This window comes from Planococcus beigongshangi (assembly GCF_016820495.1).
In the GTDB taxonomy this organism is placed as follows: domain Bacteria; phylum Bacillota; class Bacilli; order Bacillales_A; family Planococcaceae; genus Planococcus; species Planococcus beigongshangi.
Genome location: NZ_JADHDU010000002.1, coordinates 384,298 through 411,194 on the forward strand (window position 1 = coordinate 384,298; position 26,897 = coordinate 411,194).

Below are 26,897 nucleotides of genomic sequence, written 5' to 3' on the forward strand. Positions count from 1 at the left end.
TTGGTTTGTTGTGTAGTTTTTGTCATTCAGGCATCTCCATTTTAAAGTGTTCATAAGCTGTGGCAGTGACAGTGCGGCCTCTAGGCGTGCGCTGGATAAAGCCGATCTGCAATAAATAAGGTTCGTAGACGTCTTCGATCGTCGTCGATTCCTCGCCGATGCTTGCCGCAATCGTATCGAGACCGACCGGGCCGCCCCGGAACCGGGTAATCATGCCGGTGATCAGTTTATGGTCGATATGATCAAGTCCGAGCGGATCCACTTGCAGCATCTCAAGCGCCTGATCCGCCATCTCCATCGTGATGGAGCCCGTGCCGCGAACCATTGCGTAATCACGGACCCGTTTTAAGAGGCGGTTCGCGATACGCGGCGTGCCGCGTGAACGGCGGGCGATTTCAACTGCCGCATTCGGATCGATTTCCGCTTCGAATAGTTTCGAACTGCGGATGACGATCTGCGTCAAAGCTTCCGTATCATAATAATCGAGGCGTGCAAGCACGCCGAAACGGTCGCGCAGCGGAGCCGACAATGCACCGGCACGTGTCGTTGCGCCAATCAGTGTAAACGGCGGCAGGTCAAGACGCACTGAACGTGCTGTCGGTCCTTTGCCGACAACGATATCCAGACAGAAATCTTCCATTGCCGGATACAGCACTTCTTCGATCGACCGGTTGAGCCGGTGGATTTCATCGATGAATAATACATCTCCAGGTTCAAGCGAAGAAACGATCGCCGCCAGATCCCCCGGCCGTTCGATCGCAGGGCCGCTTGTCATCTTGACGCCGACATCCATTTCGTTGGCAATGACCGCCGCAAGGGTCGTCTTCCCGAGACCCGGAGGCCCGTAGAGCAGCACATGGTCCAGGCTTTCCTCGCGCATCTTCGCCGCTTCGATGAAAATTTCAAGATTATGCTTCACTTTCTGCTGCCCGATGTACTGGGACAGGTATTGCGGGCGCAACGACTGCTCAAAACGCTCATCGAATTCCGAAATCTCGCTTCCAATCACCCGTTCTTCCATGGTCTGCACCTCCTTTTTTTATATGTGTGTAGCTTATGAATTATTTTATTTATAATTTACTATTAAATTACGCTTCAGCGCTTTGGACTAAGCTCCCGCAATAAGCCGAGAAACCCACTCGTCTTATTGCTCCGCTCCGTCCTGAGCCGCGCTGGCGCTAGAAGGAACTCTGAAGATATGGAGCAAAACAGCGTAGACGCCTTGGGGATCAGTGAAGTGCTGAGATCCACTCGGGCGAAGTGGAACGAGCACGAGTTAGCTCAGCGCGAGCCCCCGGCAAGCGAAGCTGTTTTGCGGAATATCGACTTTAAAACTATTATAATTTATTAATATCAACCCTGCTTCAAAAGAAGCTGCAACGCTTTCTTCATATAGCCTTCCGTGTTCAGGTCCAGATCCTTCAGCTTCGGTTTGACTTTATTGATTTCGCGTTCGGAATAGCCGAGCACACCGAGAGCGAGCATCGCTTCTTCAAGCTCATTGTCTTCCGATGTCAGGAGGCCACCCAGTTCTTCATTGTCTTCAAATGGATCACCGAAGAATTCAGCCAGTTTCCCTTTCAGATCGAGGATCATCTGGCGCGCCGTCTTCTTGCCGACGCCCGGGAATTTGACGAGATACGACTCGTCTTCCCGCTCGATCGCTTCGATGACATGCTGCGGCTGGCCGCTCGCCAGAATAGCCAGCGCACCCTTCGGCCCGATGCCGGATACCGAGATCAGCTTGCGGAAAAGTTCCCGCTGCTCAAGCGTCGGAAATCCGAACAGGAGCTGCGCATCTTCCCGCACATGATGATGCAGGAATACCTGCAGATCGTCGTCGCCGAACGAATACGGATTCGGCGCAAAAATCTGCCAGCCGATCCCGCCCTGCTCTATCACTAAATATTCAGGCGTCACTCGCGTAACCCGCCCTTTTATGTAATCGTACATATCAATTCGCTCCTTCAATTCAACTCTATGATTATAGCATATCCAGCCACTTTAGACGAAATAAACCCGCTGTCCCCACCCTGTGGTAAACTAGATTCATGAAGAAATGAAGCGAGGGATCCACATGAAAAAAATTCTCGGAGAAGAGCGCAGACAATTGCTGCTGGAAAAATTGAAAACGGCAGCCGAACCTTTGAAAGGCGGCGAACTGGCGAACCTGACAGGCGTGTCAAGGCAGGTCATCGTCGGTGATATGACGCTCCTGAAAGCAAAAGGCGAACCGATCATCGCCACAAGCCAGGGCTATCTGTATATGCGTGAAACCGGCGCCGATGACATTTTCCGCGTTCTTGCCTGCCACCACAAACCGGAAGACACGCAGAATGAATTGTATCTGCTGGTGGACGCTGGCGTCACCGTCAAAGATGTGACAGTCGAACATCCGGTTTACGGTGAACTGACTGCCGGCATCCACGTGTCATCGCGCCGTGAAGTCGATGGGTTCATGCAGCGCATCAAAGAAACCGGCGCCAGCTACCTGCTCGAACTTACAGGCGGTTTGCATTTGCATACGATCACTGCGCCGAACGTCGCAATTTTGGAACAGGCCATTAAAGATATGCGCGAAGCCGGTTATTTAATGGATGAAAGTGAATAAAATCTATCGTTTTCCCGCGGATCCGGTTGAAATCCGCGGGTTTTTCATCGTTTTAGAGCTTGGAAGCTTCGTTTACCTAATGAAAAATGGTGATTTCAGCATTTGTGATCGGCATAACGGGTTTTGTGATCGGCATAAGCACTTTTATGATCGGCATCCGGGTATTTGTGATCGCCATTAATATTTCTTCCAATTAAACCCAAATATGCACCCACTCATTCCATTCCTCCCACTCCCCATCGGATGTTTTTCGCTCTGCGAAAAACTCCCTTCCTTTAAAGGAGCCTTCGCGGACGCGAAGGCTTTTCATTTCAAATCCCTGAAATACGAAAAAAGCTCCGCAGCCGATCCGGCAGCGGAGCTTTCCTGTTTTATTCGTAGGTATAATAGGAACCCAGTGTTTTCACTGTACAGCCAAGCGCGGCGAGTTCCTCGAAAGCACCTTTCATCATCGGTGAACTTTCGTCGTCCAGCACATCGGCGATGAAGAAGTAATTCCCGAGGCCCGTCTTCAGCGGCCGCGACTCGATTTTACTCAAGTTCAGCTGGCGCCACGCAAAAACCGACAGCACCTGGTGAAGCACACCCGACCGGTCGTCTTCCGGTGGTGAAATCATCAAAGTGGTTTTTACCTGTTCATTATGCGCAGGATTTTCCAATTGATGATTCGTCTTGGACAGCACGAAAAAGCGCGTGTGGTTAAAATGGAAATCATGAATTTCACGGTGGACAATCTTTAGTCCATATTTATGGGCCGAAAATTCATTGCCAATCGCCGCAATATTGCGTTCCGGCAGCTCACTGACCATTTTGGCTGCAGCCGACGTGGAGCTATACTGCTCGAGCGGCGTATTTTTATACGTATAATAGAGGAATTTATGGCATTGCGCCAGTGCATGCGGATGTGAATAGATCGCTTCGAACGTGTCAGAATCCGCATTATCCGGATGCACCATCAGATGCTGCTCGATCGGCGACAGCACTTCGGCCGTCACATAAAGCTGCACTTCATGGAATAAATAATCGATAGTCAGCGGAACTGATCCTTCCAGCGCATTCTCAAGCGGCACAACCGCATAATCCACACGGTTTTCAGCGACCGCTTCAATGGCTTCCGGTATCGTCGTATAGGCGATCAATTCCCCGTCCGGAAACGCCTTTGCCGCCGCAAGATGGGTGAACGAGGCGTCCGGTCCCAAAAAAGAAATTCGTTTTTTCGTCTGCTGTTCAGCCATCAAACCACTCCTACATTAAAATGATCCGCTCGACACTACTTCTGCCGCTTCAACAAAATCCAATTTTTTCAGCTGCTGCAAAAACACATCCAGATCCTGGTCCATTGCCGTCACATCGAGGGACAGCGTTACATTTGCCCGTCCCTGGATGGGAATCGTCTGATGGATCGTCAGGATATTGCAGCGTGCTTCCGCAACCGCCTGGATCAAGGTGGCAAGCGTACCGGTCCGATCTTCCAATTGAAGGAAGATCGTCAAGATCCGCTCTTTGACAATGGAGTGAAAAGGGAAAACAGCATCCCGGTATTTATAAAAAGCGGAGCGGGACAATCCAGTCTTATCCACAGCTTCCTGTATCGACATATCGGCGCGCTGCAGCATCTTTTTGACTTCAAGCGTTTTTTGCATCGCTTCGGTCAATACATCTTCACGCACCAAGAAAAATCGCTGTTCTGAAATATCCTTCATCCATGTCCCCTCCAGATTTACTCAGTAAATTCGAACTCAAATTCAAGCAGACGGACCGTATCGCCGTCCACTGCCCCGCGTTCACGAAGCGCATCGTCGATTCCCATGCCGCGCATCTGGCGGGCAAATCGGCGAATTGAATCTTCACGTGAGAAGTCGGTCATCTTGAACAAACGTTCAATCGCATAACCGCTGATTACATAAGCACCGTCCGGATCACGGGTGATCGTGAAGCCGTCCGATTCCGCTTCATGCTTGTAAAGAACCGTGCTTTCCGATTCATCCACTTCTTCTTCGATCAACGGGAATTCCGAAGTCACTTCCAGCAGGTCGGCAATCGAGAACAACAGATTGTTCAAGCCTTGGCGGCTGATTGCTGAAATCGGGAAAATCTTCGCATCTTCCGGCAATTTCTTGCGGAACGCTTCAAGATTTTCTTCGGCATCCGGCATATCCATCTTATTCGCAACGATCAATTGCGGACGTTCCGTCAACCGCATATTGTATTGCTTCAATTCTTCATTGATGGTCACGTAATCCTCGTACGGATCACGGCCTTCCATACCGGACATATCGATGACGTGGACAATGACCCGCGTCCGTTCGATATGGCGCAGGAATTGATGGCCGAGGCCGATCCCTTCATGTGCACCCTGGATCAGACCAGGCAGATCCGCCATGACGAAACTGCGCTGATCTTCCGTTTCAACCATCCCGAGATTCGGCACGATCGTCGTGAAATGATATTCAGCGATTTTCGGTTTGGCAGCTGAAACGACTGACAATAATGTAGATTTACCCACACTCGGGAAACCGACAAGGCCGGCATCTGCCAGAACTTTCAGTTCCAGGATGACATTGCGTTCAAATCCTGGTTCCCCTTTTTCCGATAATTCCGGAGCTGGGTTCTGTGGCGTAGCAAAACGCGAGTTCCCGCGTCCGCCGCGTCCACCTTTTGCGATGATCGCCGTCTGGCCGTGTTCAACCAGGTCAGCGATCGTTTCGCCGGTATCCGCATCTTTTACAACTGTGCCAGGCGGAACTTTGATATACGTATCCACCGCTTTTGCACCATGTTTATTGGCACTCATGCCATGTGTTCCGCGTTCGGCTTTGAAAATCCGTTTGTAACGGAAATCCATCAGCGTGCGCAGACCTTCTTCAACGATAAAGACGATATTACCGCCTCTGCCGCCGTCGCCGCCGGCTGGTCCGCCGTCCGGTACATATTTCTCGCGGCGGAATGCTACCATGCCATCCCCGCCGTCGCCACCTCTAACATAAACTTTTACGTGATCGACAAACATATTATCCCTCCATCTGTGTGCTGACAATGATCTTCCAATTGTCCGCTGCAACTCTTTCTCGTGCCAATAAACCCGGAATCTCCGGCAAACCTACAGTTTGCGGATTTCCTTCTATTTTAAGTTCGATTGTAAATATGGATTCCTGCTGTTCCAATGAAATGCGGCAGCTGTTGGCATGTGCCTCCGGTCGCTTTTTAAGAGTGGTGAAGAACTGTTCAAGCCACTCTGCAAAAATCGCATCATCTGGCGTTCCGCCTTTTTCAGCGGCACATTCCACCCGAAAACGGAATTCCGGAAAACGCCATTCCGCCGTCAGCAGCCAATTTTCCGTCGCCGGCATCTTCAGCGCCGACAGCCTGCTCAGCTGCACAGCCGCTTCGGCATGCGATCGAATGATCGATTTCACGTCCTGCGTACGCCCAAGATCCAGTTTCATTCCAATTAATTGGAGCTCATTCAAAAAATCATGGCGCGCATGCCGAAGCGCTTGTGCCACCGTCATCGGGTTATCCATCAGTTTCACGTCCTAAAATTTCTTCTTATTCCAGTATACCAATAGATTCCTGAAAAATAAAAAGGACTGCGGAAGCAGCCCTTTTTGTTTTTATTAAGCTTCTTGTGCTACTGGGTAAACGCTCACTTTTTTCTTGTCGCGGCCGTAACGCTCAAAGCGCACAACGCCGTCGATTTTAGCGAAAAGTGTATCGTCTCCGCCACGCCCAACGTTTTCTCCTGGATAAATTTTAGTACCGCGTTGACGGTATAAAATTGAACCACCAGTAACTTCTTGGCCGTCTGCACGTTTAGCGCCAAGGCGTTTAGATTCTGAGTCACGTCCGTTTCTCGTTGAACCTACACCTTTTTTGGATGCGAAAAACTGAAGATCTAATCTTAACATTCTGTCCCACCTCCTAAGCTGTGAAGGTTATTTTAATATATTCTTCATAGTCTTGTTCAATCGTTTTTAATGAAACAATCATGCTGCGGACGAGGAGTTGCACCTGTCCGTCCGTTTTCTCGTCGAGGTCATCCGGGAAACCGACTTTCAAATAGCCACTTTCACTCTGCTGGATTTCCGGTTCAATTCCGGTAAGTTCCATAATCGCATTCACCGCTCCAAATGAAACAGCTGATGCGCCGGCACATACCAGGTCCTGCCCATGTTCCGCAAAGTCCGCATGGCCCGACATCTCGAAAGACGAAATGCGTCCTGACGTTTCTTTAATTTTAACTTTGATCATTCTTACAGGTTGATCGCGTCAACAGTCAATTTCGTGTATGGCTGACGGTGACCTTGTTTTTTACGGTAGTTCTTTTTAGCTTTGTATTTGAAGACAGTGATTTTTTTCTGTTTGCCTTGTTTTTCAACTTTAGCTGTAACAGTAGCTCCTTCAACAAAAGGAACACCCACTTTAGCGTCATCTCCACCTACAAATAGAACTTTGTCAAATGTGATCACGTCACCAGCTTCTCCGTTCAATTTCTCAACATAGATTTCTTGGCCCGCTTCAACTTTGATCTGTTTTCCACCAGTTTCAATAATTGCGTACATATCCTTGCACCTCCTCTTAGACTAAGACTCGCCTATCCAGGTGATCCGCATCATGTGCGAATTCTTGTGTACCCGATTCGAGCGGTTGTAGCACGGTGCGCTACAAACATAACATTAGAATAATAGCACGTTTTGATAGGTGGCGTCAATAGATACTGGCGAATTCATTGAGATGGAAGATGATGGTGACTGTAGATGGCTGCTTCTTTATTTAAATGACCTATTTTTCATTCAATTAAACCTGGTTTGGCGGTATGATTTTGGAAATATTATACATATTTATTTTTGAGGTGCGGAAAACATAATCTGAGTTGCGGAAATCTCTCCTTGGGGTGCGGTTATTCCCCTTTGAGGTGCGGTCACGAATAAATCCCCTTAAAATGATCGGCTACCAAGCGATTATTTTCTACAATATAGCGTATTCCTCGTTTATTACTTTTAACTGTCAATTTTTCCAATAAACGATACAAAACATACTTATCATGTATACCCAGCCACTTATAAGCAAATTCTGTCGTCAACTCTAACCCAAACAACACCGCATATTCCTGCAATGCAAACTCATGCGCGTCAGACGAGACGGCCCGGCAGTTACTGCAGCGCCATTTCCGTTGAATCCACGCGCACGACAGGCGGCCACACCCCAAACACCTCACCCCCGCCTCCACAGATTCCCGTGTCAGCTTATGCTTCTCCAGCAGGTCAGGGATGTTATAATGCCCGCGGCTGCGCCGCAACAAAACCTCAAAATCGTCCAGTTTCAGCTTCATGTCAGGATCGACCAGCCCCTCCAGATGGAAGGGCAAATAATCGAGTGCGACGATCGGATAGAGTTTGGGCGGGGCGGCTACCCTTCCAGAGCGGCTCGACAAGACGATGGTGCCATGCACTTTGGTTCCGAAAAACTTTTCAGATGCTTTGACAGCGCGGTGCAGCTGGGTTTCCGGATTGCGCATGCCTTCCACACGCCCCTCGATTACACGGTGGAATTGAAAATTGACCGGATCGAAATGGAATTCACCCACCATATTCTTCACTTCCAAAACGGAGATCAGTCGGGCATGCAGCAGCAGGAAATCGATTTGGGCATAGCCGCCTGAATAAGGCAGCGACAAATCGCGGTATATCTTAAACTCACTTCCCAGGTCCAGTTCGCGTTCCAGCAAATCAGCTGTCCGCCTCTCACCCGCCGCTCCCGCCAATGCCCTTTTCAATTCCCCGTATACTTCATCCCGTGACGAATTCCTGCTGCTCAACCTTTCATAAAGCACGATTAACTTCAGCAAATGAACGTCCAACCCGCACCCCTTTTCTGAATTACCATTCCAATTTAAAATCACCAATTACCTTAATATCATTTCACCTAAAATTTATTAATCCTACAAAACCACAAAAATCCCCCACAGAAATTCTGCAGGGGACCTCACAATGGCAAATGATTTTATTTGGAGAAGATTGCTTTGATCTTCGAAAAGACGCCTGTGCCTTGCTTGTCCATCGTCATGAGCGGTACGGATTCGCCGAGCAGGCGGCGGGCGATGTTGCGGTAGCCCTGGGCTGCGGGGTTGGCCGGATTCATGACGACGGGTTCGCCGCGGTTCGAGCTCGAGATGACACTTTCGTCATCGGCGATGATGCCGATCAGGTCGATCGACAGGTGCGTCGTAATTTCATTGATATCAAGCGCTTCGCCTGCTTTCATCAAGTGCTGGCGGATACGGTTGATAATGAGTTTTGGCGGTTCGATATTTTCTTCAAGTTCGAGCAGGCCGATGATGCGGTCGGCGTCGCGGACGGCTGAGATTTCAGGCGTCGTGACGACGATGGCACGGTCAGCGCCGGCCACGGCATTTTTATAGCCTTGCTCGATGCCTGCGGGGCAATCGATGATGACGAAATCGTACTCTTTTTTCAGTTCCGTCACGAGTTCTTTCATCTGCTCCGGATTGACGGCATTCTTGTCAGTCGTCTGTGCGGCCGGCAATAAATAAAGCATATCGTCGAAACGCTTGTCTTTCACTAAGGCCTGGTGCACTTTGCAGCGACCTTCGAGCACATCGACAAGATCATAGATGATGCGGTTTTCGAGGCCCAGGATGACATCCAGATTCCGCAGGCCGATATCGGTGTCGATGAGGCATACTTTTTTCCCTTGAAGAGCCAATGCAGTGCCGAGATTGGCGGTTGTCGTCGTTTTACCGACGCCTCCCTTGCCTGATGTTATGACGATTGCTTCTCCCACACTAGCTTCCTCCTTTAAACGTTGAAATTTGCGGTCGGATGAATCGCAATTCCTGTAAACGGTCGATAACGATATTCTGGCCATTGCTATGTAAATAGGCACATTCCATTTCCGGCTGTTCGGACAGCACAGTCAATTCGTCAGTCATCGTTTCAATCAAATCGTCGATCATCAGATGGGTCGCTTCCAGCCATGACGCGGCGATGACCGCTTCGCGGTTGCCGTTGGCGCCGGCATGGGCGATCCCTTTCAGACGGCCCAGCACATAGATATTGCCGCCGGCGACCACGCGGCCGTTCGGGTTTACATCCCCGACGACTACCAGATCCCCTTCAGCTTTCACTACCTGCCCGGAACGGACAATCCCGACATACGTCTCGGATTGGCGTTCATGGATCCGTTTATTGCTTTCTTCCACAGAAATCACTTCAGAGCGCATCTTGGCAACACGCAGATGCGAGTTGGATTCGATGGTCGAAACGATTTCCTTATATTGGGCTTCGGTGCAATACCGGTAACCCAGATGGAGCTGCACTTCGGCGCTGCCATCGAGCGCAGGATCCGAAACCTTCGCTTTCAGTTCGCTCAGCAGATCCGCATAGGCGCACTGGTCATCGAACTGCAGCACAAGGCCTTCTTTCGTTCCTCTTATATAGACAAGATTCTTCAAAAATTCGTCACCTGCGCTTCCCATTAAAAGTATCGTCTTTATTTCCTGTTACATAAAAAGCATTTCAGTTTCATTCGCGTCACGCTTTACTGTTTTCCCTCTCGATCAAGCGGGCATCGATGATCAATTTGAAAGCCCAGCCCAGCATCACCAGGAACACGGAATTCGCGATCATCGTCGGCAGCAGGCGGGAGATGAAAAACGCTTCCGCAGGCAAGGCGGCGAGTGAGATCGCAGAAAAGAACAGATACAGCATAAATTCAAAAAGTGCCGTCAGCACAAGGGTCAAGAGGGTTGCGACAACCAGATTGCGCTGCACCGACTTGACGATATAGCTCGCGATCAAGCACATCAACGGATATAAAAATGAATATAATCCAATAATATCAATGAAAAAGACATCGTACAAGAGGCCGAAAAACAATCCATAGATCATTGCGCGTTTGGCATCATAGTAGACGGTTACGAAGATCAGATACATTAATAGAAATCGGGGGACGATATAATAATAAACCCCGTCAAGCTGCAACGGGGAAAATAATCCAAAGACGGGTTCAAGGAAAAACAGCGCGAGTGCGAGTGCCGGCAAGAGGTATCGGATCATGATCCTTCCTCCTCCACCGCTTCCGCCTCGTCGCCGTCAGGCATCGCCCGGTCAGCGATCATCACGTGGTTCAACAGGGTAAAGTCAGCTGACGGTTTGACATAAGCCAATTTCGTCAGGCCGAATTCGTCGATCGTCACTTCAGTGATTTCGCCGATAATCAGGCCTTTGGGAAAGATGCCGCCGAGACCGCTTGAGACGACCTGCTGGCCGACTTCCAGTTCAATCTGGGCATCGATCCGTTTCAGCAAGAGTTCCCGGCGTTCTGCATCGTAGCCTTCGATGAGACCGAAGACGCCTTCTGCACCGCCGAGAACCATAGCTGAAACACGGTAATTCGGATTCTGTGTCGAAATCAATTCGACAGTTGAGGTGGTTTTCGTGACAAGCGAGACTTTGCCGATCAGCCCTTTCGCCGTCATGACGGCCATATCGGGTTCAACGCCGTCCGAGCTGCCTCTGTTCAAGATGATCTTTTCTTCCCATTGATCGGGGTTTCGTGCAATGACAGTCGCCTGAACGGGGTTATAATCCCGCAGGTCGGCTTCTTTGCCGACAATTTCCTTCAATTGTTCATTTTCAGAACGCAGGTCAGTCACTTCCGCCTGCACGGTTGCAAATTCTTCAAGACGGCCTTTCAAATGCTGATTTTCCTTGTATGTATTCAGAAGTGAATCAACGTTATCGAAAATGCCTGTTACAAAATGCGCCGGTCCGGAGAATAGGCTCTGGCCTGCCCCCACAGTATCCTTAATGAGTCTCTCTGCAAAGTTTACATTGTCGCGATCCCGCAAGGAATAGGAAATTAAAGCTACGAGGAGGATGACCCCGAGCAATAAAAGAATTAGCCGCTTGTTCGATAGGAACCTAGACATGGCAGCAATCCTCCTTACTTATTTAGTTGATTGCATGCGACGGATTTGATCGATGTTATCAAGCGCTTTACCAGTGCCGATCGCTACGCAGTCAAGCGGGTTTTCAGCAATCAGGACAGGCATCTGCGTTTCATCCGAAATGACCTTATCAAGATTTTTCAGAAGGGCTCCGCCTCCAGTCAGGACAATGCCGCGTTCCATGACATCAGCCGATAGTTCCGGCGGAGTCGTTTCAAGCGTTTTCTTCACGCCTTCAATGATGGAAAGAACGGATTCCTTCAACGCTTCAGCAATTTCTTCAGAAGAAATCTCGATTGTTTTCGGTAGGCCTGTAAGCAGGTCACGGCCGCGGATGTCCATTTTCAGCGCTTTTTCTTCAGGTGTTGTGACACGGGCTGCCCCAACTTCCATCTTGATCGCTTCAGACGTCCGTTCCCCGATTGTCAGGTTATACGTTTTACGGATATACTGCGTGATTGCCTGGTCCATTGCGTCACCGGCAACACGGATGGATTCGCTTGTAACAATGCCGCCAAGTGAAATGACGGCAACTTCCGTCGTGCCTCCACCAATATCGACGACCATACTGCCCATTGGTTCCCAAACCGGAAGATTAGCTCCGATCGCTGCTGCAAAAGGCTCTTCGATCGTGAACGCTTCACGCGCTCCAGCCTGACGCGATGCATCGATGATCGCGCGCTGTTCAACGGATGTGATTCCGAAAGGCACACAAATCATGACGTTCGGCTTCTTCATCGAGCCGCCGACTTTTTTCATCGCTTCTTTCATATAATATTGGATCATGGCAGTCGTTGTATCGTAATCGGCGATGACGCCGTCACGCATCGGACGGATTGCCACGATCGATCCCGGTGTACGGCCGATCATGTTCCGTGCGTCGTTACCTACAGCGACGATCTCGCCTGTGCTGGTATTTTTTGCTACTACGGATGGTTCTCTCAGAACGATCCCTTTATTTTTAACGAATACGAGTGTGTTAGCAGTTCCTAAGTCGATTCCTACATCTTTTGATCCCATTCCAAACACGTGAATTCTTCCCTTCTTTTATGCCTCTAAGCCATAGTGTTTACACAATACTACTCATTATAGCTGAAAAACAAAGAAAGTAACAGTGCTACATATATCCCTTTTCATTCAAAGAAATGAACTGATGGTCCCCGATGATCAAATGGTCCAAAAGCTCAATGCCGACAATGCTTCCAGCTTCCATCAAACGCTTTGTCACCGCGATGTCTTCAGGTGATGGAGCCGGATTGCCGGACGGATGATTATGGGCACAGACGATCGATGCCGCAGAACGGCGAACCGCTTCACGGAAAATTTCACGCGGATGGACGATGCTCGCGTTCAGGCTGCCGACAAAAATCGTCTGGCGGTGCAGCACCTGATTTTTTATATTGAGGAAAAGAACGACGAAATGTTCCTGTTTGAGTGAAGTCATATCCGCCATCAGATAGGAAGCGGCGTCTTTCGGGGAACGGATCGTATATTTCGCATCCGTCTGTTTGGAAGAGAGGCGCCGGCCCAGTTCGACCGCAGCGAGCAATTGCACCGCTTTCGCCTGGCCGATGCCATTTATGGAAGTGAGTTCTTCAATGCTCGCATCTTTCATTTGCTGGATCTGCTCAAAATGATGCAGCACACGGTTCGCCAGGTGCAGGACAGACTCCTGCCTTGTTCCTGTGCGCAGCATGATGGCGATCAATTCCTGGTTCGACAGGCTCGTCGCCCCCTGGTTGATTAGCCGTTCACGCGGACGGTCAGCTGAATGGACATCACGGATCATCATCGTCTGTTCCTTCAGCATTCCACACTGCTCCCTTTTAAAGAAAGATATCCGGCGTGAGCCAGTTTCTGTGCTAAACGGGCGATCGGCAATCCGACGACCGTATTGTAATCCCCATCAATTTTCTCGACAAATAGACCCGACAATGTCTGGATGCCGTAAGCACCCGCCTTGTCATAGGGATCATCCGTATTCGTATAGGCTTCGATCCAGCTGTCAGGCAGATCGAAAAAAGTGACCCTTGTGATTTCATGGAATGACATTTCACTATTGCCCGCCTGCACGGCAACCGCCGTAATCACATCATGGGTCCGTCCGGAAAGTTTGCGGAGCGTCTCCCTCGCCTCTTCTTTATCCACAGGCTTCAGCAGTATTTCACCGTCGCATACAACGATCGTATCCGCGCCGATCACGACAGCACCCGGATGCCTTCCGGCTACTTCTGCCGCCTTCACTTCCGCACAGTGAAGCACATAACTCAGCGCATTCGGAAACTTGTCAGGCTTCGGCTCTTCTTTCTGACTCGGTGTTATCTGAAAATCAAATCCGAGCATTTGCAGCAGCTCGCTTCGGCGCGGCGACTGCGATGCCAGGATGATGAGTTGATTGGAATGGAAATACATAGGAACGCCTCCTTTTTTAAAAGAATACCACTGACCTGAATATTGTTTCAAATGGCGAAAAATAAGTTTTGGCGCATTATAGCCTTCCAAAAATCAGATTTGGCCCCCTCTAAAAGATAAAGCCGCGGCATTGCTCGATTCCAAAATGGATTTTCGTACAGTCCGGATTTTAAAGAGAGCTTCAGAAAAGTGGCAACTGTTCAAATCTTGCCATTATTACTTTTTCTTTAAAACACTTTCATCCTGCCTGCTAAACGATTACAATGGAAACGGATTTTAAATTCAGAAGATTTCCTATTCCAGTATATCGAATAGGGAATTTTTATTTTGAGAAAAGGATGATTATATGGAGAAAAAGCGGAAAGGTTTCGTCCAAAAATCGTTGGATGGAGTCGAATTCATCGGGAATAAATTACCGCATCCAGTGACTTTATTCGCTGTGCTTGCCCTGCTTGTACTGGTCTTGTCTGCCATCATTTCCAGCTTTGGCATTTCAGTCGAACACCCGGGCCAGGAAGGTGAAATGGTCGAAGTCAAGAACCTGCTGAATGCGGAAGGCATCCAGTATATCTTCACCAGCATGGTCGATAACTTCATCGGCTTCGCACCGCTCGGCGTTGTTCTTGCAACGATGCTCGGTATCGGAATTGCTGAACGCACAGGATTGATCTCGGCTTTGCTGCGCGGGTTCGTTCTGTCCGTTCCGAAATTCCTGATCACAGCCGGTCTAGTATTTGCCGGTATCATGTCAAGTGTCGCTTCTGACGCTGGTTACGTTGTCCTGCCTCCGCTTGGAGCAGTGATCTTCGCAGCACTCGGACGCCACCCGCTTGCCGGCCTTGCCGCTGCATTCGCCGGTGTATCCGGTGGCTTCAGTGCCAACTTGCTCTTGTCTGCTACCGATCCGATGCTCGGAAACCTGACGATCGCAGCCGCTGCGATCATCGACCCTGCCTATGCTGAAGGCATGAACGTTGCGATGAACTATTACTTCATCATCGCTTCCGTATTCGTTCTGACGGTCGCCGGCGCATTTGTTACAGAGAAAATCGTTGAACCGCGCCTGGGCGAATACAAAGGCGAGTTCCGCGAAAGCCTTACTGGCCTTACGAAAGAAGAAAAGAAAGGCATGCTATGGGCTGCGGTTTCATTCGTGATCACAGCAATCGCCTTCGCTATGCTGATCGTACCTGAAAGCGGTGCCCTGCGTGCCGAAGACGGCGGAGTCATCCAATCCCCGTTCATGTCATCTCTTGTTCCGATCATCCTGATCCTGTTCTTCATACCTGGTCTGTTCTACGGAATCGCCACGAAGAATATCAAGAATGATAAAGACGTCGCCAACCATCTCACTGATACGATGGCTTCGATGGGGATGTTCATCGTCCTGGCATTCACTGCCGGACAATTCGTCGCTTATTTCGCCGAATCGAATATGGGCATGGTCATCGGGGTCTACGGTGCCGAATTCCTGGAAAGCGCGAATCTGACAGGGATCCCGCTGATCCTCGGATTCATTGGGATCACAGCTGTCATCAACCTGTTCATCGGAAGTGCTTCCGCCAAATGGGCAATGATGGCCCCTGTGTTCGTGCCGATCATGATGCAGCTTGGCTATTCGCCTGAACTCACGCAAATGGCTTACCGCATCGCCGATTCATCGACGAATATCATTTCGCCGCTGATGACGTATTTTGCGATCATCATCGCCTTTGCACAGAAATACGATAAGAAAATGGGTATCGGTACATTGATCTCGGTCATGCTCCCGTACTCCATCATCTTCCTGATCGTCTGGTCGATCATGCTCATCGTCTGGATGACATTGGGCCTCGATCTCGGACCGGGTTCACCATTGCATTACAATAATTAAAAATTGAATGGAGCCGCCGCAGAAAATTCTGCGGCGGCTTTTCTTATATTTAAATTGAATTAGATAGTTAGGGGAAATCGATATTCCTCAAAACAGCTCGCTTTCCTGGCTGCTTGCGCTGAGCTAACTCGTGCTCGTTTCACTACGCCCGAGTGGATCTCAGCACATCACCGGATCGCCTGGGAGTCTTCGCTGTTTTGTTCCATATCTTAGAAATTTTTCTTATACTGGAGTGGTTTCCACTAGCTAACTCTCACCCCTAACCTAAGTGGCACACTTTACTACATAGGAAACGGTGAAACACATTCTTTATACTATCTATAGCGCTGAAGCAGTTTATAAATATCACTTTATTTATCAAATGATGATTAAAATTTTATGGATAATTTTTCATGTCTAACATTTCTGAGAACGGGTATGGCTAAAGCATACAGCAAAAAAAGGTTCTGTTAAGCAAAATTATGATACCCCCTTAAAACTACTCTCCACGAAAAGAGGTACAGGTTATGGCAATCCCTGATCAGCGGGCACCACTCAAAAAATCCATCTGGCTGTTAATTGTCCTGAACGCCCTTGACGGCATCCTGACGTATGTTGGCCTGAGCAATAATATCGTAACCGAGGCCAATCCTCTCCTGAGTTCGTTTGAGCCATTCACCATCCTCGGCATCAAATTATTCCTTTCGACCTGCCTGTTCGGACTCCTGTTTACAGCGTTCAGCCAGGTTCGCTCCAATTTCTGGCGCATCACATTTTTCGGAGCCAACGCCATCTACACGATGATCATGGCCCTTCATCTCTATTGGATCCCTTTCCTGTTCATCTAAAAAAACGCCCTGGAGAAGCTTTCTCCAGGGCGTTCGTTATGCCATAATGTTGCTCCTGTTTCTGTCCCTGCATCGCTGCGCTGCTTCGTCGCAAAGGACGCCGCTTCAGAAGTTCATCTAAACCATTATTGCTCCTGCATCGCTTCGCTAGCTTCGTCGCAAAGAGATGACCAAATTATATTTGGTCGATCTCTTGCCTTTCGGAGCTGAACGGGCGCCGTCGCTTTTCTCAAGTCCACAACGTCATATACCAGTCGAGCACCATATCACCGTAAAAATAAACGATGACAGCTCCCGCCGCAATCGACGGGCCGAATGGAATCGGGGTTTTCCGCCCCTGTCCGGTTTTCCGCAGGATGATGATGCCGACAATCGCACCGATAAGCGAAGCGAAGAACAGTGTCATGAAGGTTCCGGCCGTACCGAGCACAAGCCCGATGACGAAAAACAATTTGATGTCCCCGCCCCCCATTCCGCCTTTAGACACAACCGAAATCAGCAACAGGATCAAGAATCCTGCCGCCGCCCCGACGAGCGCATCCCACCATGGATCGAGCGGGATGAAGAATCGGAGTACCAATAGTAAAATACCGAAAGGCAAAAGCACTTTATCCGGAATGAGCATATAGGCGATATCCGATACCGTAATGATGACCAGCATCGATACGAAGAGGATCGCGATGATCAGTTCCGGGGTGAAGCCGAAATGCAGGAACGATAAAGCGAATAATATACCTGTAACCGCCTCCATCAACGGATAGACCCAGTGGATCTTTTCTCCGCACGAACGGCATCTGCCGCGCAGGAATAAGTATGAGAAGACTGGCACAAGATCGAGCGCAGTCAGCTGCCGGTCACATTTCGTACAATGGGACGGCGGGTAGGCGATCGACTCTTTTTTCGGCACGCGCAATCCGACAACATTGAAGAATGAGCCGAAGACGAGACCGAATATGAAAAAGAAAACTGTATACGTAATTGTCATGTGAACCCTCATCACTATTAGAATTTATTTGTGTGTTTTAATAACCGATATTCCGCAAAACAGTTTCGCTTTCCAAAAACCGTGCTCCTGCATCGCTGCGCTAGCTTCGTCGCAAAGACTTGCCCTCGCGAGCCTCGGCCAATGTCTTGGCTCCCGCCCAATCCTCCTCGTCGCCGCAAAAACCGATGCTCCACCAGCGCTCTGCGCTTCGTCGCAGGAGTCTCACTGTTTTGCTCCATATCTTAGGAACCCTTCTCATGCTGAGGTGGTTCCCAAATCGAACTCGGACCTTCGTCCGAGTGAGTGCTCAGCGCTTCACTTAGAATATGAGGAGTCTTCAGTGCTTTACTTTGACTCTAGAAGTGGACCTAAGCAAAGGCGCGGCTCCGGACTGAGCGGAGCAATAAGACGAGTGTTCTTCTCGGCTTATTGTGGGAGCTTGGTCCATAGCGCCGAAGCGAAATTTAAATATCGTTTCTTTAATTCAATTTTTATTAAAATTATTTCTATTTTATAGTAGAGAAAAAAGAGGAAATCTCAATGATTTCCTCTTTTAAGGTTTTTCAGGAATGGTCAAGGTCGACCCGGCTTTCACTGTATAATCCGTCATGTTATTGGCGTCGCGTATGAGATCCACGCCTTCGCCCCCACCGTAATATTTAACCGAAATGGAATACAGCGTATCTCCAGGAACCACTTTATGGAATAAAGCCGTTTGTGCTCCGGCAACATTCGCATTCGGAACTGCGGCTGCCGCTTCTCCGTCGACGGTTACATCCACATCAACTTCCACGTCCGCTGGTTCATCGGATTCATCACGGTCCGCCAAATCGACCCCGTCATTTTTCGGTAACGGATCGACTTTATTGGCTGGCGGAGGTGCGTCGACTTTCGGCAATGTATCAGCTAATGCGATCAGGTCCGGGCGGTAAAACGCCGAGAAACTCAATGTGACTTCCAGGATAGCGTCTTCCTGCTCCGTACTCGTCACTTCACCATTGGACTGGAAATCGATCGAATCGATGATCAAGATGCGTTTCATCGCTTCGATTTCCCGGATGAAGCGGGTGATGCCCGCGTAATCTGCCGTTTCAAATGTCACGGTCGTCTGGATTTTCTGGACATTTTCAATGCCTTCGACCGGGTACAATAATTCGAGCGGTGACTCGGCGATATCAATCGTCTGCACCTGTGATTCCGACAGTAATTCCGCCTGTTCCACCTGCAGAACGATCAGTTCGGACAACGGTTCCACCGATACCCGCTGCTGAAGTTCGCTTGTTGACACGCGCTCTTCTTCCGGCAGAGCCTTCAGCTGTTCCTGCAGCGCCATCAGCACTTCACGTTCCGATTTGAACAGCTGTTCCGACATTTCCCGGCTTTCTTTCGCCGGCGTATATACCATGAAATAAGCGTATGCGGAAATCATGATAAGAAATAAAACAGCAAGCACGATCAACGCCGTTTCCTTTTGCTTCTTCGTCAAACTACTCATTCGTATCCCCCTCCGCATCTGTTGGAGTGGTCTCTGTTTCTATCTCTGTATCTGTATCTGTTTCTGTATTGACATCAACGTCCACATCGACATCCGTTTCCGTATCCGTCGTTTCTTCTTCCGGAGCTTCTTCTATGATATTGCCTTCTTCATCCAATACAGGAAGACGGTCATCCACGAATATCAACGTATATGTAGCGAGATATCTCGGCATTTCAATAGTCGAATCCTGAGCAGTTTCCTGCTCTTCCTCTTCTTCATCAGCCAGCATGCTCGCCTCACTTTGGACTGAATCGAGCGAAGCATAATCCAGAAGCGGCGAACTTTTCAGCTGCGCCAGATAATAGGCGGCGTCACGCGTGGCATCGAATTGGACCACCAGAGTCGCGGTATTCGGGGCACCAAATGTGATTTGGTCGAAAAAGCCGCGTTCCGGCAATAAGCCAGCCAATTCTTCGAGCAGCGGAATCGTATCGTATTGATAGCTTTCCGCCCAGTCGACGGTGACTTTCAATTGCTGCTCTTCATTCAAGCCGGTTGTCGCTTCCAGCTGCGCACGCAATTGTTCCTGCTGGAGCGTGAGTTCTGCACTTTGCTCAGACAGGGACCCACTTTCTGCTGTCTCCCCTTGAGCCAGGAAGAAAAGAATTGCGAATATGATGATTCCGAGCAGTAAAATAGAAAGCGCCGCAATGAGGAAGGCGGGACGTTCCCGCTCCTTCTGCGGCAATAAGTTAATATCAACTAACATCGTCACACCTCTTTCAGCGCAAGACCGATGGCACGGTTAAAACGTCCATGGACGAGATCGCCGTAGTCGGTAGTGATAGGTTTTAAAACCAGCGGCATGATCGGAATGGCGAATCGCCCTTCGATGCGTGCCTGCAGGGTATACCATTCATCAAATTCGCCGTTGAATAAAATCTTCGTGATGCCGATCTCGCCTTCATTCATATTATAGCGGTAAAAATTCGCCAGCTTTTCCGTCTCGGCAATGATGACGTCCATGAGAGCCGATGAATCATCGGCAAACTGGGTGAATTCCGACAGATCGACGGGCCGCATAAATAACGGGAAATGTTCATGGAAGATCGACACGGTCATTTTGGAGCCCTGCAGATCCACGAGCATGATGTGTTCTGTCAGGTCAATGTCATGCTGCAGATAAGCAAGCCGGTAGAGCGCGAGCGGCGTGATATCGGCAACGACCGGATCCAGTTTCGAATCTTTGAAGGCACGTTCAAAATCCTGGACGATCGATTCCTTGGAAGCGATGATGATCGCTTCCGGTTTTTCCGAATCCAATTGGTAAGGCACCACATCGAAAACGGGATCTTCAAACGGCAGATAAAGAGTAGAGCCGATTTCAATAAAGAAATGGCCCTTCAGTTCGTCCGTCTCAACATCGTCGGGGTAAGGCACTTTGCGGATAATAACAAATTCGTCAGGGGCGAGGAATCGGACTGACTTCTTGGAGAGACCCCACTGATTGACAGCCTTATCGAGTATCGAGCCCAGCGCTTCAAAATCGGTGATCTTGCCGTCTTCCAGGATGCCTGCCGGGAGCGCTAACTCCTCGGCAATACTCACTTGAAGCGGATCGACCGATTTCAAATCGACGTGGCGAATTGCATCTTCTTCTATTATAATCGTCGCAACACGCGTTTTTCTCGATAAAAACGATAAGGCCATTTTTTCAGCTCCTAGGTTAAAAAATATAAATTATCTAGTTACAGTAATTGTAGCTGGCGGTGCGTCATCGCCTGTTGCAGCCGAATCATCACCATTAGCTAAAGCTTGCACAGCATCTTCAGAAGTAAGTGCAAATTCTACTTTAACTCCTCCATTAATCGCTGTACCACTTAACAATAAATCACCATCAGCATTGGAAGTAAATGAAGGGCCGACAGCTCCGTTTGCATCGACCAATTCAAAACTTCCTAAATCATCTAAATAACCGCCTCCAGTAAGTTCTGCTGTAGTAATATCACCAACACCAGCAGCAGTAAAGGCATCACCATTTTCAGCTAAATATAATTCAGCTGCTGCAAATGCAGATAGAGCATCTGATTTTGCGGCACCTACTCTACTATTCTCAATGATATTAGATATCGCTGGAATTGCAATCGCTGCGATAATCGCGATAATAACGATAACAGCCAATAGCTCGATCAGCGTCATACCCTTTTCATTCTTTAAACGTTTTTGCATGAATTTCTTCATTTCATTTCCTCCCGATAACCTTATTTTTAGTACTTTATGAGTACTCCTTTAGTATAGCAAGTCTATTTGAATATGCAAGTATTTTTTCCGATAAATTTACAATTTTTTTCAACAAAATAATCACATACAGACTACATATTGTCAATATTTTGAAACATTTCAAACATAGGCAACATAATGGACATGACTATAGTCCCGACCAGCCCTGCAAGCACGACAATCATTAACGGTTCTATTAACGCTTTCAACCGGTCGGTCTCCGCTTCCACTTCTTTCTCATAGAAATCAGCGACTTTATCCAGCATATGATCGAGCGATCCGGTCTGTTCCCCGATCTGGATCATGTGCGGGATCAACGGCGGAAAGGCCCAGTGGTTTTTCATGGGTTCGGTCAATGATCCGCCACGTTCCAGACTGTCACGGGAAGCCAGAATCACTTTCGACATCACTTCATTGCCGACGACTTTTTCGACCATGGTCAAAGCTTGGAGAATAGGCACGGAACTGGAGAATAATGAACTCAAGGTTCTTGTCATCCTCGCCAATGCAGATTTCTTCAGCATACGGCCGAAAACGGGCATACGCAGCATCAAAGTGTCGAGTATCATGCGGCCCTGTTCATTGCGTTTCATCATCCAGATGCCGAGCGCAAATCCAAGTCCCGCCAAGACGAGCAGATACCAGAACTGCAGCACAAGGTCACTCGCCATCATGACGATTTGCGTGAGCATCGGCAGCTCGCCGCCAAAGCCCATGAACATATCTGCAAACATCGGCACAATCGATGACAGGAGAAAAATGACGACGCCGATAGCCAGCACGCCGACGACCAAGGGATACGACATCGCCGATTTCACTTTCTGCCGGGTCTGATACGCCTTATCGTAATAAGTGGCCAGGCGATCAAGCGATTCGTCGATATTACCGGACAGCTCGCCCGCTTTGATCAGGTTGACTGTCAGCGGTTCGAAGATCTTCGGATGCTTGCCGAGTGAATCGGAAAGGGAATTACCTTTCCGCAGATCTTCATCGATGCTGGTCAAGGTCTTGCGCAGGGGTTTTGACTCCACTTGCTGCGACAGGATCCTCACCGAATCGACGATAGTGACACCGGCCCGCATCAGCGTAGAGAACTGGCGCAGGAACATGATGAACTGATCCCGCTTTACCGGATTGCCAAGTGTGATATCTTTTTGAAGCGTCGTTTCGGCGACTTCCCGAATATCGATGACCCGGATGCCTTCATCGCGTAATTTCTCGACCGCTTCACGCCGGTTGCCGGCAACGACGACTCCGGCACGCACCCGTTTACGGTCTCTTCCTTCATATTTAAATCGCGCCATCTTATTCCTCACCTTCCAGGAAAGGCTGGGCGGTCTGTCTGGAAATTTTCCCTTGGTTCACTAATTCCTTCACGGATGTCGACATCATGTGCATGCCGGCAGTCCGGTTCGTCAGGATGACGTTCGGGATCTGGTGCACTTTCTCGGTGCGGATCAGGTTGGCGATGGCCGGATTGGAAATCAGGATTTCCGTAGCCGCCACCCGGCCTTTGCCGTCAGCTGTCGGAAGCAGGCGCTGTGCAACGACCGCTTTTAAAATACCGCCGAGCTGTGTCCGGATCTGTGATTGCTGTTCGGGCGGAAACACATCGATGATCCGTTCGATCGTTGTTGCGGCGCTTGAAGTATGCAGCGTCCCCATGACCAAATGCCCTGTTTCAGCGGCAGTGATGGCGGTCATGATTGTTTCAAGGTCACGCATCTCACCGACCAGAATCACGTCGGGATCCTGACGCAGTGCAGCACGCAAGCCGTTTGCGAAGGATTTTGTATCAAACCCGACTTCACGCTGGTCAATGACGGAACTGCCATGTTTATGCAGATACTCGATCGGATCTTCCAGTGTGATGATATGTTTCGTCATCGTTTCATTGATATGGCGGATCATGGCCGCGAGCGTCGTTGATTTCCCCGAACCCGTGGGACCTGTCACGAGAATCAGTCCCTGATGGGTTTCAGCCAGTTTCTTCAAGATCTGCGGCATTTTCAGATCATCGACCGTCGGCACCACTGTCGGAATAGCCCGGAATGCATGCGAAATGGATCCGCGCTGATGGAATGAATTGACGCGGTAACGTCCGACTCCCTCGATGGAATAGGAATAATCCATCTCCCCTTTTTCGAGGAAAGTGTCCCATAAGATTTCCGGCATGATCGCCTGCGCAATTTCCTTCGAATGGAGCGGCGTCATCTTCTCTTCGCCAAAACGGCGCAATGTGCCGTGCATCCGAAAAACTGGCGGAATGCCCGTCGTCAGATGGATATCGGACACTTTCAATTCTTTTGCGGCAGACAATACTTTATCGATAAAACTTGTATCAGTAGATGGTTGCATAGATCATTCTGCAATCGCAACGCGGAGAACTTCCTCCGTGGTGGTCATGCCCTCCTTCACTTTTAATAATCCGTCATCGATCAGGAAGATGGTTTTATTTCTTACCGCAATTTCACGGATCTGTGCCGCTGTGCCGTTTTGGTTGATGATGTTTTTAATCTCTTCATCAACGATCAGGACTTCATGGATCGCCATGCGCCCCCGGTAGCCGGTCATATTGCATTGCGGACATCCTTTGCCGCGCGTTACGGTATCAATCGTCAGAGCCCGCTTTTCGAAGATTTCCTTCTCACGAAGCGTCGCCGGCTGCTCAGTGCGGCAGTCACGGCAGACTTTCCGGATCAGCCGCTGGGCCACGACTGCATTCAGCGAAGCGGTGACCAGGAATGGTTCGATGCCCATATCCATAAGACGGGTGATGGATGCGATCGAATCATTCGTGTGGATCGTGCTTAAAACAAGGTGACCGGTAAGCGAGGCACGAATGGAAATATCAGCCGTTTCCTTATCGCGGATTTCCCCGACCATGACGATATCGGGATCCTGGCGAAGAATGGAACGCAGACCGGCCGCGAACGTCAAGCCGACATTCGAATTCACCTGGATCTGATTGATGCCTTCCAGCTGATATTCAACCGGATCTTCTACCGTGATGATATTGACTTCTTCGCTGTTGAGCTTATTCAGCGCCGCATAAAGCGTGGACGATTTACCGGAACCCGTCGGCCCTGAAATCAGGACGATGCCGTTCGGCTTTTCGATCTCTTTCATAAACCGGGACATATTGATGTCGTTGAATCCGAGACTTGTAATATCTGTCAGGTTCGCGCTCAGATCCAGGATCCGCATAACGATCTTTTCACCGAATACGGTCGGCAATGAAGACACCCGGAGATCGATGGGACGGAAATCGACATTCGTCTTGATCCGTCCATCCTGCGGGATGCGGTTTTCGGTAATATCGAGGTTGGCCATGATTTTAATACGCGCGGTGATCATCTGCTGCATCGTTTTCGGCAAGGTCCGCTCGGTCCGGAGCGATCCATCGATCCGGTAGCGGACGAGCACTTTTTCTTCCTGGGGATCGAAGTGCACGTCACTCGCTTTTTGCGATACGGCATTCGACAGGATCTGATTGACCAGCCGGACGATCGGCGCATCAATATCATTCAGTTCTTCCTGCTGCTCTTTTGTCACCTGCGGCAATTCTTCGAGAAGGTCGTCATAGGATTCCTCGTCATAATATTTGGCGATGGTTCTCATGATATCTTCTTTCGACGCAATGGCCGGTTCAATATTGAAGCCGGTCGTCAGGCGCAGGTCATCGATCGTGATGATATCCATCGGGTCGGTCATGGCAATATATAATTTATCGTTTTCGCGTTTCAGCGGCACCAGCATCTTGCGCTTGGCCACTTCTTTTGGCACCATATTGAATAATTTCGGGTCGAATGGATAACGGTAAAGTGTCACATGCGGGATGCCCAGCTGAACTTCAAGTGTCTCGATCAATTGCTGCTCGGTGATGATTCCTTTCAATAGAAGCAAATCTCCAAGCTTTTGATCTTTCTGTTTAACGGCAAGCACCCGCTGCAATTCGGCTTCAGTCAGGAATCCTTGCTCTATCAACAGGTCCCCCAGTTTCTTTCTTTCTATAACCATATTGCTTCCCCCTCTATTACGGTCAAGCATCAATGTTTTTGCCACCTTTATCATACACAGGTTTTTTCTCTTCATTATCCGGAATGCCGTCCAAGTCTGAGTCAATCACCGGAGTCTGATCGTCCGGGTCGGTCGGTGTTGAATTTGGAGGTGTAACCGGTGGTTGGACCGGCGTCGTCACGGTGCCGTCGGGTTTCGTTATTGTGCCGTCCGGGTTTTTCACGGTTCCATCCGGATTGGTGATCGTGCCGTCGGGATTTGTAATCGTGCCATCCGGATTCGTCGTCCCGGTCGCCGCTTCCGGTTTTGCCAGCGGATACACTTCGACACGGTGAACAGGCGGATAGAAATCTGTCGACACAGATTCCACTTCCAGCTCAAAATCATCGCTTCTGATCGAACGCGTCACTTCGACAATCACGCCATCGCTCCCTTGTTCCTCGACCACTCTGCCCGAAGCAACAAACGCACTGAACTGCCTGATCAGGCGCGGCTCCAATTCCTGCTCTCCGCCTGTCATGATTTCATAAGTATGGACAAAAGGCATTCCTGCAATTTTCGAGATCAGCTGGGGTCCTTCCACCGACATCTGCAAATTGAACGAACTCGCATTGATGTTCGTGAACACGAAATCGATGCCAAGTTTGCGGTTGATCGTCGCTTCCTGTCCCAGTGGAACAGTAGTGGGAATCGCTGAACCGATACTGCGTTCGTCAACCAGGAAATTCGTTTTCAAAACAGAAGCATATAGACTCGATGCGATTTGAGATAAATCCTCATCCGTTACATCGGCCGGCTGCATTTCATTGATAAAATCAAGGAATGAAAATTGCGCACCGGCTTCAAGTTTGTAATTGCTGAGCGCGTTTACAATATCTGTCGCCCCGGCACTGTTGAAAGAATGGTTCCAGGTCGTTTCCGCTACCGTTTCATAGCTGACGCCAAGTGTGTCATCACTGATGGAGACACGGCTCAATGCCTGGCCCGATTGTAAAGCAAGCTCCAGTTTCTGGTTGATCGCCGTTATATCTTCTGGTGAAAAATCAGCGACCGGAAACTGGCGACTTAGGAAAGTGCGTGTGGTATCTTCCGATAATTTAAAAATGTAGTTATTCTGTGTGCCGGTTTCTGCGTTTGCTACGGTTTCATCCAGCAAGATTTCTGCATTATCTAAGGGGTACGAGGCTGTGACATCCTGATAAGTGACCTGGAGTTCTGCCGTTGAACGCCATGAATCGACTTTTCCTGCAAACAAGAGACGCGCTTCAGACAATTCCATATTGGAAACGTCCGTGGTGCCGATATAGGTATTGCTGCCAAATTCCTCTGCAGGGAACAGCCATTTATCCGCAGCCAATGAACCGGCATTAGCCACACCGAAAACAAGCAGCGCTGAAGAGGCGATCGTCAATAAGCTTTTACCGAAAATTTGATTGTCCAA

General features: G+C 49.3%; 29 protein-coding genes and 1 other annotated feature. Of the genes, 3 read left to right on the plus strand and 26 right to left on the minus strand.

Annotated elements, in window-relative coordinates:
• Window positions 1-22 precede the first annotated feature (22 nt).
• On the minus strand, window positions 23-1,021 hold the full coding sequence (gene ruvB, locus IQ294_RS06040; protein WP_203333105.1) for a Holliday junction branch migration DNA helicase RuvB: 999 nt from the start codon (window positions 1,019-1,021) through the stop codon (window positions 23-25).
• 332 nt (window positions 1,022-1,353) lie between these two features.
• Entirely contained in the window at window positions 1,354-1,953 is a 600-nt protein-coding gene (gene ruvA, locus IQ294_RS06045) for a Holliday junction branch migration protein RuvA (RefSeq protein ID WP_203333106.1), read from the minus strand.
• Window positions 1,954-2,077: 124 nt separating this feature from the next.
• Here ruvA and IQ294_RS06050 point away from each other — a divergent pair, with 124 nt between their 5' ends.
• Entirely contained in the window at window positions 2,078-2,611 is a 534-nt protein-coding gene (locus tag IQ294_RS06050) for a transcription repressor NadR (protein ID WP_203333107.1), read from the plus strand.
• Between the two features lie 371 nt (window positions 2,612-2,982).
• Here IQ294_RS06050 and pheA read toward each other — a convergent pair whose 3' ends face one another.
• From pheA to IQ294_RS06125, 15 genes are all read right to left on the minus strand, one after another.
• Entirely contained in the window at window positions 2,983-3,846 is an 864-nt protein-coding gene (gene pheA, locus IQ294_RS06055; protein WP_203333108.1) for a prephenate dehydratase, read from the minus strand.
• A 15-nt stretch (window positions 3,847-3,861) separates the two neighbouring features.
• Complete coding sequence (locus tag IQ294_RS06060) at window positions 3,862-4,314, minus strand: ACT domain-containing protein (protein ID WP_238942676.1); 453 nt, start codon at window positions 4,312-4,314, stop codon at window positions 3,862-3,864.
• A gap of 17 nt (window positions 4,315-4,331) precedes the next feature.
• Window positions 4,332-5,621: a GTPase ObgE gene (gene obgE, locus IQ294_RS06065; RefSeq protein WP_203333109.1), complete on the minus strand. Its 1,290-nt coding sequence runs from the start codon at window positions 5,619-5,621 to the stop codon at window positions 4,332-4,334.
• Window position 5,622: 1 nt separating this feature from the next.
• Window positions 5,623-6,135 carry a Spo0B domain-containing protein gene (locus IQ294_RS06070; RefSeq protein WP_203333110.1) on the minus strand — a complete coding sequence of 171 codons (513 nt, stop codon included), beginning with the start codon at window positions 6,133-6,135 and terminating at the stop codon, window positions 5,623-5,625.
• Between the two features lie 93 nt (window positions 6,136-6,228).
• A complete protein-coding gene (gene rpmA, locus IQ294_RS06075) occupies window positions 6,229-6,519 on the minus strand; it encodes a 50S ribosomal protein L27 (RefSeq protein ID WP_008431505.1) in 291 nt (96 codons plus the stop codon).
• A 13-nt stretch (window positions 6,520-6,532) separates the two neighbouring features.
• Complete coding sequence (locus IQ294_RS06080) at window positions 6,533-6,862, minus strand: ribosomal-processing cysteine protease Prp (RefSeq protein ID WP_203333111.1); 330 nt, start codon at window positions 6,860-6,862, stop codon at window positions 6,533-6,535.
• Window positions 6,863-6,864: 2 nt separating this feature from the next.
• On the minus strand, window positions 6,865-7,173 hold the full coding sequence (gene rplU / locus IQ294_RS06085) for a 50S ribosomal protein L21 (RefSeq protein WP_203333112.1): 309 nt from the start codon (window positions 7,171-7,173) through the stop codon (window positions 6,865-6,867).
• Between the two features lie 14 nt (window positions 7,174-7,187).
• Window positions 7,188-7,270 (minus strand) — a sequence feature (ribosomal protein L21 leader region).
• Window positions 7,271-7,532: 262 nt separating this feature from the next.
• Entirely contained in the window at window positions 7,533-8,471 is a 939-nt protein-coding gene (locus tag IQ294_RS06090; RefSeq protein WP_203333113.1) for a nuclease-related domain-containing protein, read from the minus strand.
• A gap of 143 nt (window positions 8,472-8,614) precedes the next feature.
• Window positions 8,615-9,415, minus strand: coding sequence for a septum site-determining protein MinD (minD, locus tag IQ294_RS06095; protein ID WP_203333114.1), 801 nt, complete (start codon window positions 9,413-9,415; stop codon window positions 8,615-8,617).
• A gap of 1 nt (window position 9,416) precedes the next feature.
• Window positions 9,417-10,109 (minus strand): septum site-determining protein MinC, encoded by a 693-nt coding sequence (gene minC, locus IQ294_RS06100; protein WP_203333115.1) that lies wholly within the window; start codon window positions 10,107-10,109, stop codon window positions 9,417-9,419.
• A gap of 55 nt (window positions 10,110-10,164) precedes the next feature.
• Window positions 10,165-10,689, minus strand: coding sequence for a rod shape-determining protein MreD (mreD, locus tag IQ294_RS06105; protein ID WP_203333116.1), 525 nt, complete (start codon window positions 10,687-10,689; stop codon window positions 10,165-10,167).
• Window positions 10,686-11,564: a rod shape-determining protein MreC gene (gene mreC, locus IQ294_RS06110; RefSeq protein ID WP_203333117.1), complete on the minus strand. Its 879-nt coding sequence runs from the start codon at window positions 11,562-11,564 to the stop codon at window positions 10,686-10,688. The genes mreD and mreC overlap by 4 nt, the downstream gene beginning before the upstream one ends.
• 18 nt (window positions 11,565-11,582) lie before the next feature.
• Complete coding sequence (locus IQ294_RS06115) at window positions 11,583-12,611, minus strand: rod shape-determining protein (RefSeq protein WP_349291326.1); 1,029 nt, start codon at window positions 12,609-12,611, stop codon at window positions 11,583-11,585.
• An 88-nt stretch (window positions 12,612-12,699) separates the two neighbouring features.
• Window positions 12,700-13,392: a RadC family protein gene (gene radC / locus IQ294_RS06120; RefSeq protein WP_203333118.1), complete on the minus strand. Its 693-nt coding sequence runs from the start codon at window positions 13,390-13,392 to the stop codon at window positions 12,700-12,702.
• A complete protein-coding gene (locus IQ294_RS06125) occupies window positions 13,386-13,994 on the minus strand; it encodes a Maf family protein (RefSeq protein ID WP_203333119.1) in 609 nt (202 codons plus the stop codon). The genes radC and IQ294_RS06125 overlap by 7 nt, the downstream gene beginning before the upstream one ends.
• Window positions 13,995-14,340: 346 nt before the next feature.
• Between IQ294_RS06125 and IQ294_RS06130 the strand changes: the two genes are divergently transcribed.
• Window positions 14,341-15,867 (plus strand): AbgT family transporter, encoded by a 1,527-nt coding sequence (locus IQ294_RS06130; RefSeq protein WP_203333120.1) that lies wholly within the window; start codon window positions 14,341-14,343, stop codon window positions 15,865-15,867.
• Window positions 15,868-16,373: 506 nt separating this feature from the next.
• On the plus strand, window positions 16,374-16,694 hold the full coding sequence (locus IQ294_RS06135) for a DUF5658 family protein (protein WP_203333121.1): 321 nt from the start codon (window positions 16,374-16,376) through the stop codon (window positions 16,692-16,694).
• 229 nt (window positions 16,695-16,923) lie between these two features.
• Here IQ294_RS06135 and IQ294_RS06140 read toward each other — a convergent pair whose 3' ends face one another.
• The 9 genes from IQ294_RS06140 to IQ294_RS06180 all read right to left on the minus strand — a co-directional run bounded on the left by IQ294_RS06140 (window position 16,924) and on the right by IQ294_RS06180 (window position 26,897).
• Window positions 16,924-17,679 carry a prepilin peptidase gene (locus tag IQ294_RS06140; RefSeq protein WP_203333122.1) on the minus strand — a complete coding sequence of 252 codons (756 nt, stop codon included), beginning with the start codon at window positions 17,677-17,679 and terminating at the stop codon, window positions 16,924-16,926.
• 553 nt (window positions 17,680-18,232) lie between these two features.
• Window positions 18,233-19,174 carry a LysM peptidoglycan-binding domain-containing protein gene (locus IQ294_RS06145; RefSeq protein ID WP_203333123.1) on the minus strand — a complete coding sequence of 314 codons (942 nt, stop codon included), beginning with the start codon at window positions 19,172-19,174 and terminating at the stop codon, window positions 18,233-18,235.
• Window positions 19,167-19,925 (minus strand): fimbrial assembly protein, encoded by a 759-nt coding sequence (locus IQ294_RS06150; RefSeq protein ID WP_203333124.1) that lies wholly within the window; start codon window positions 19,923-19,925, stop codon window positions 19,167-19,169. The genes IQ294_RS06145 and IQ294_RS06150 overlap by 8 nt, the downstream gene beginning before the upstream one ends.
• A gap of 2 nt (window positions 19,926-19,927) precedes the next feature.
• Window positions 19,928-20,866 (minus strand): type IV pilus biogenesis protein PilM, encoded by a 939-nt coding sequence (gene pilM, locus IQ294_RS06155; RefSeq protein WP_203333125.1) that lies wholly within the window; start codon window positions 20,864-20,866, stop codon window positions 19,928-19,930.
• A 30-nt stretch (window positions 20,867-20,896) separates the two neighbouring features.
• A complete protein-coding gene (locus IQ294_RS06160) occupies window positions 20,897-21,397 on the minus strand; it encodes a prepilin-type N-terminal cleavage/methylation domain-containing protein (RefSeq protein ID WP_203333126.1) in 501 nt (166 codons plus the stop codon).
• A gap of 131 nt (window positions 21,398-21,528) precedes the next feature.
• Window positions 21,529-22,740: a type II secretion system F family protein gene (locus tag IQ294_RS06165; RefSeq protein WP_203333127.1), complete on the minus strand. Its 1,212-nt coding sequence runs from the start codon at window positions 22,738-22,740 to the stop codon at window positions 21,529-21,531.
• Between the two features lies 1 nt (window position 22,741).
• Complete coding sequence (locus tag IQ294_RS06170; protein ID WP_203333128.1) at window positions 22,742-23,794, minus strand: type IV pilus twitching motility protein PilT; 1,053 nt, start codon at window positions 23,792-23,794, stop codon at window positions 22,742-22,744.
• A gap of 3 nt (window positions 23,795-23,797) precedes the next feature.
• The gene (locus tag IQ294_RS06175; protein WP_203333129.1) at window positions 23,798-25,456 is read right to left on the minus strand and encodes a GspE/PulE family protein; all 1,659 of its coding nucleotides are present in this window, start codon (window positions 25,454-25,456) and stop codon (window positions 23,798-23,800) included.
• 22 nt (window positions 25,457-25,478) lie between these two features.
• Entirely contained in the window at window positions 25,479-26,897 is a 1,419-nt protein-coding gene (locus IQ294_RS06180) for a VanW family protein (protein WP_203333130.1), read from the minus strand.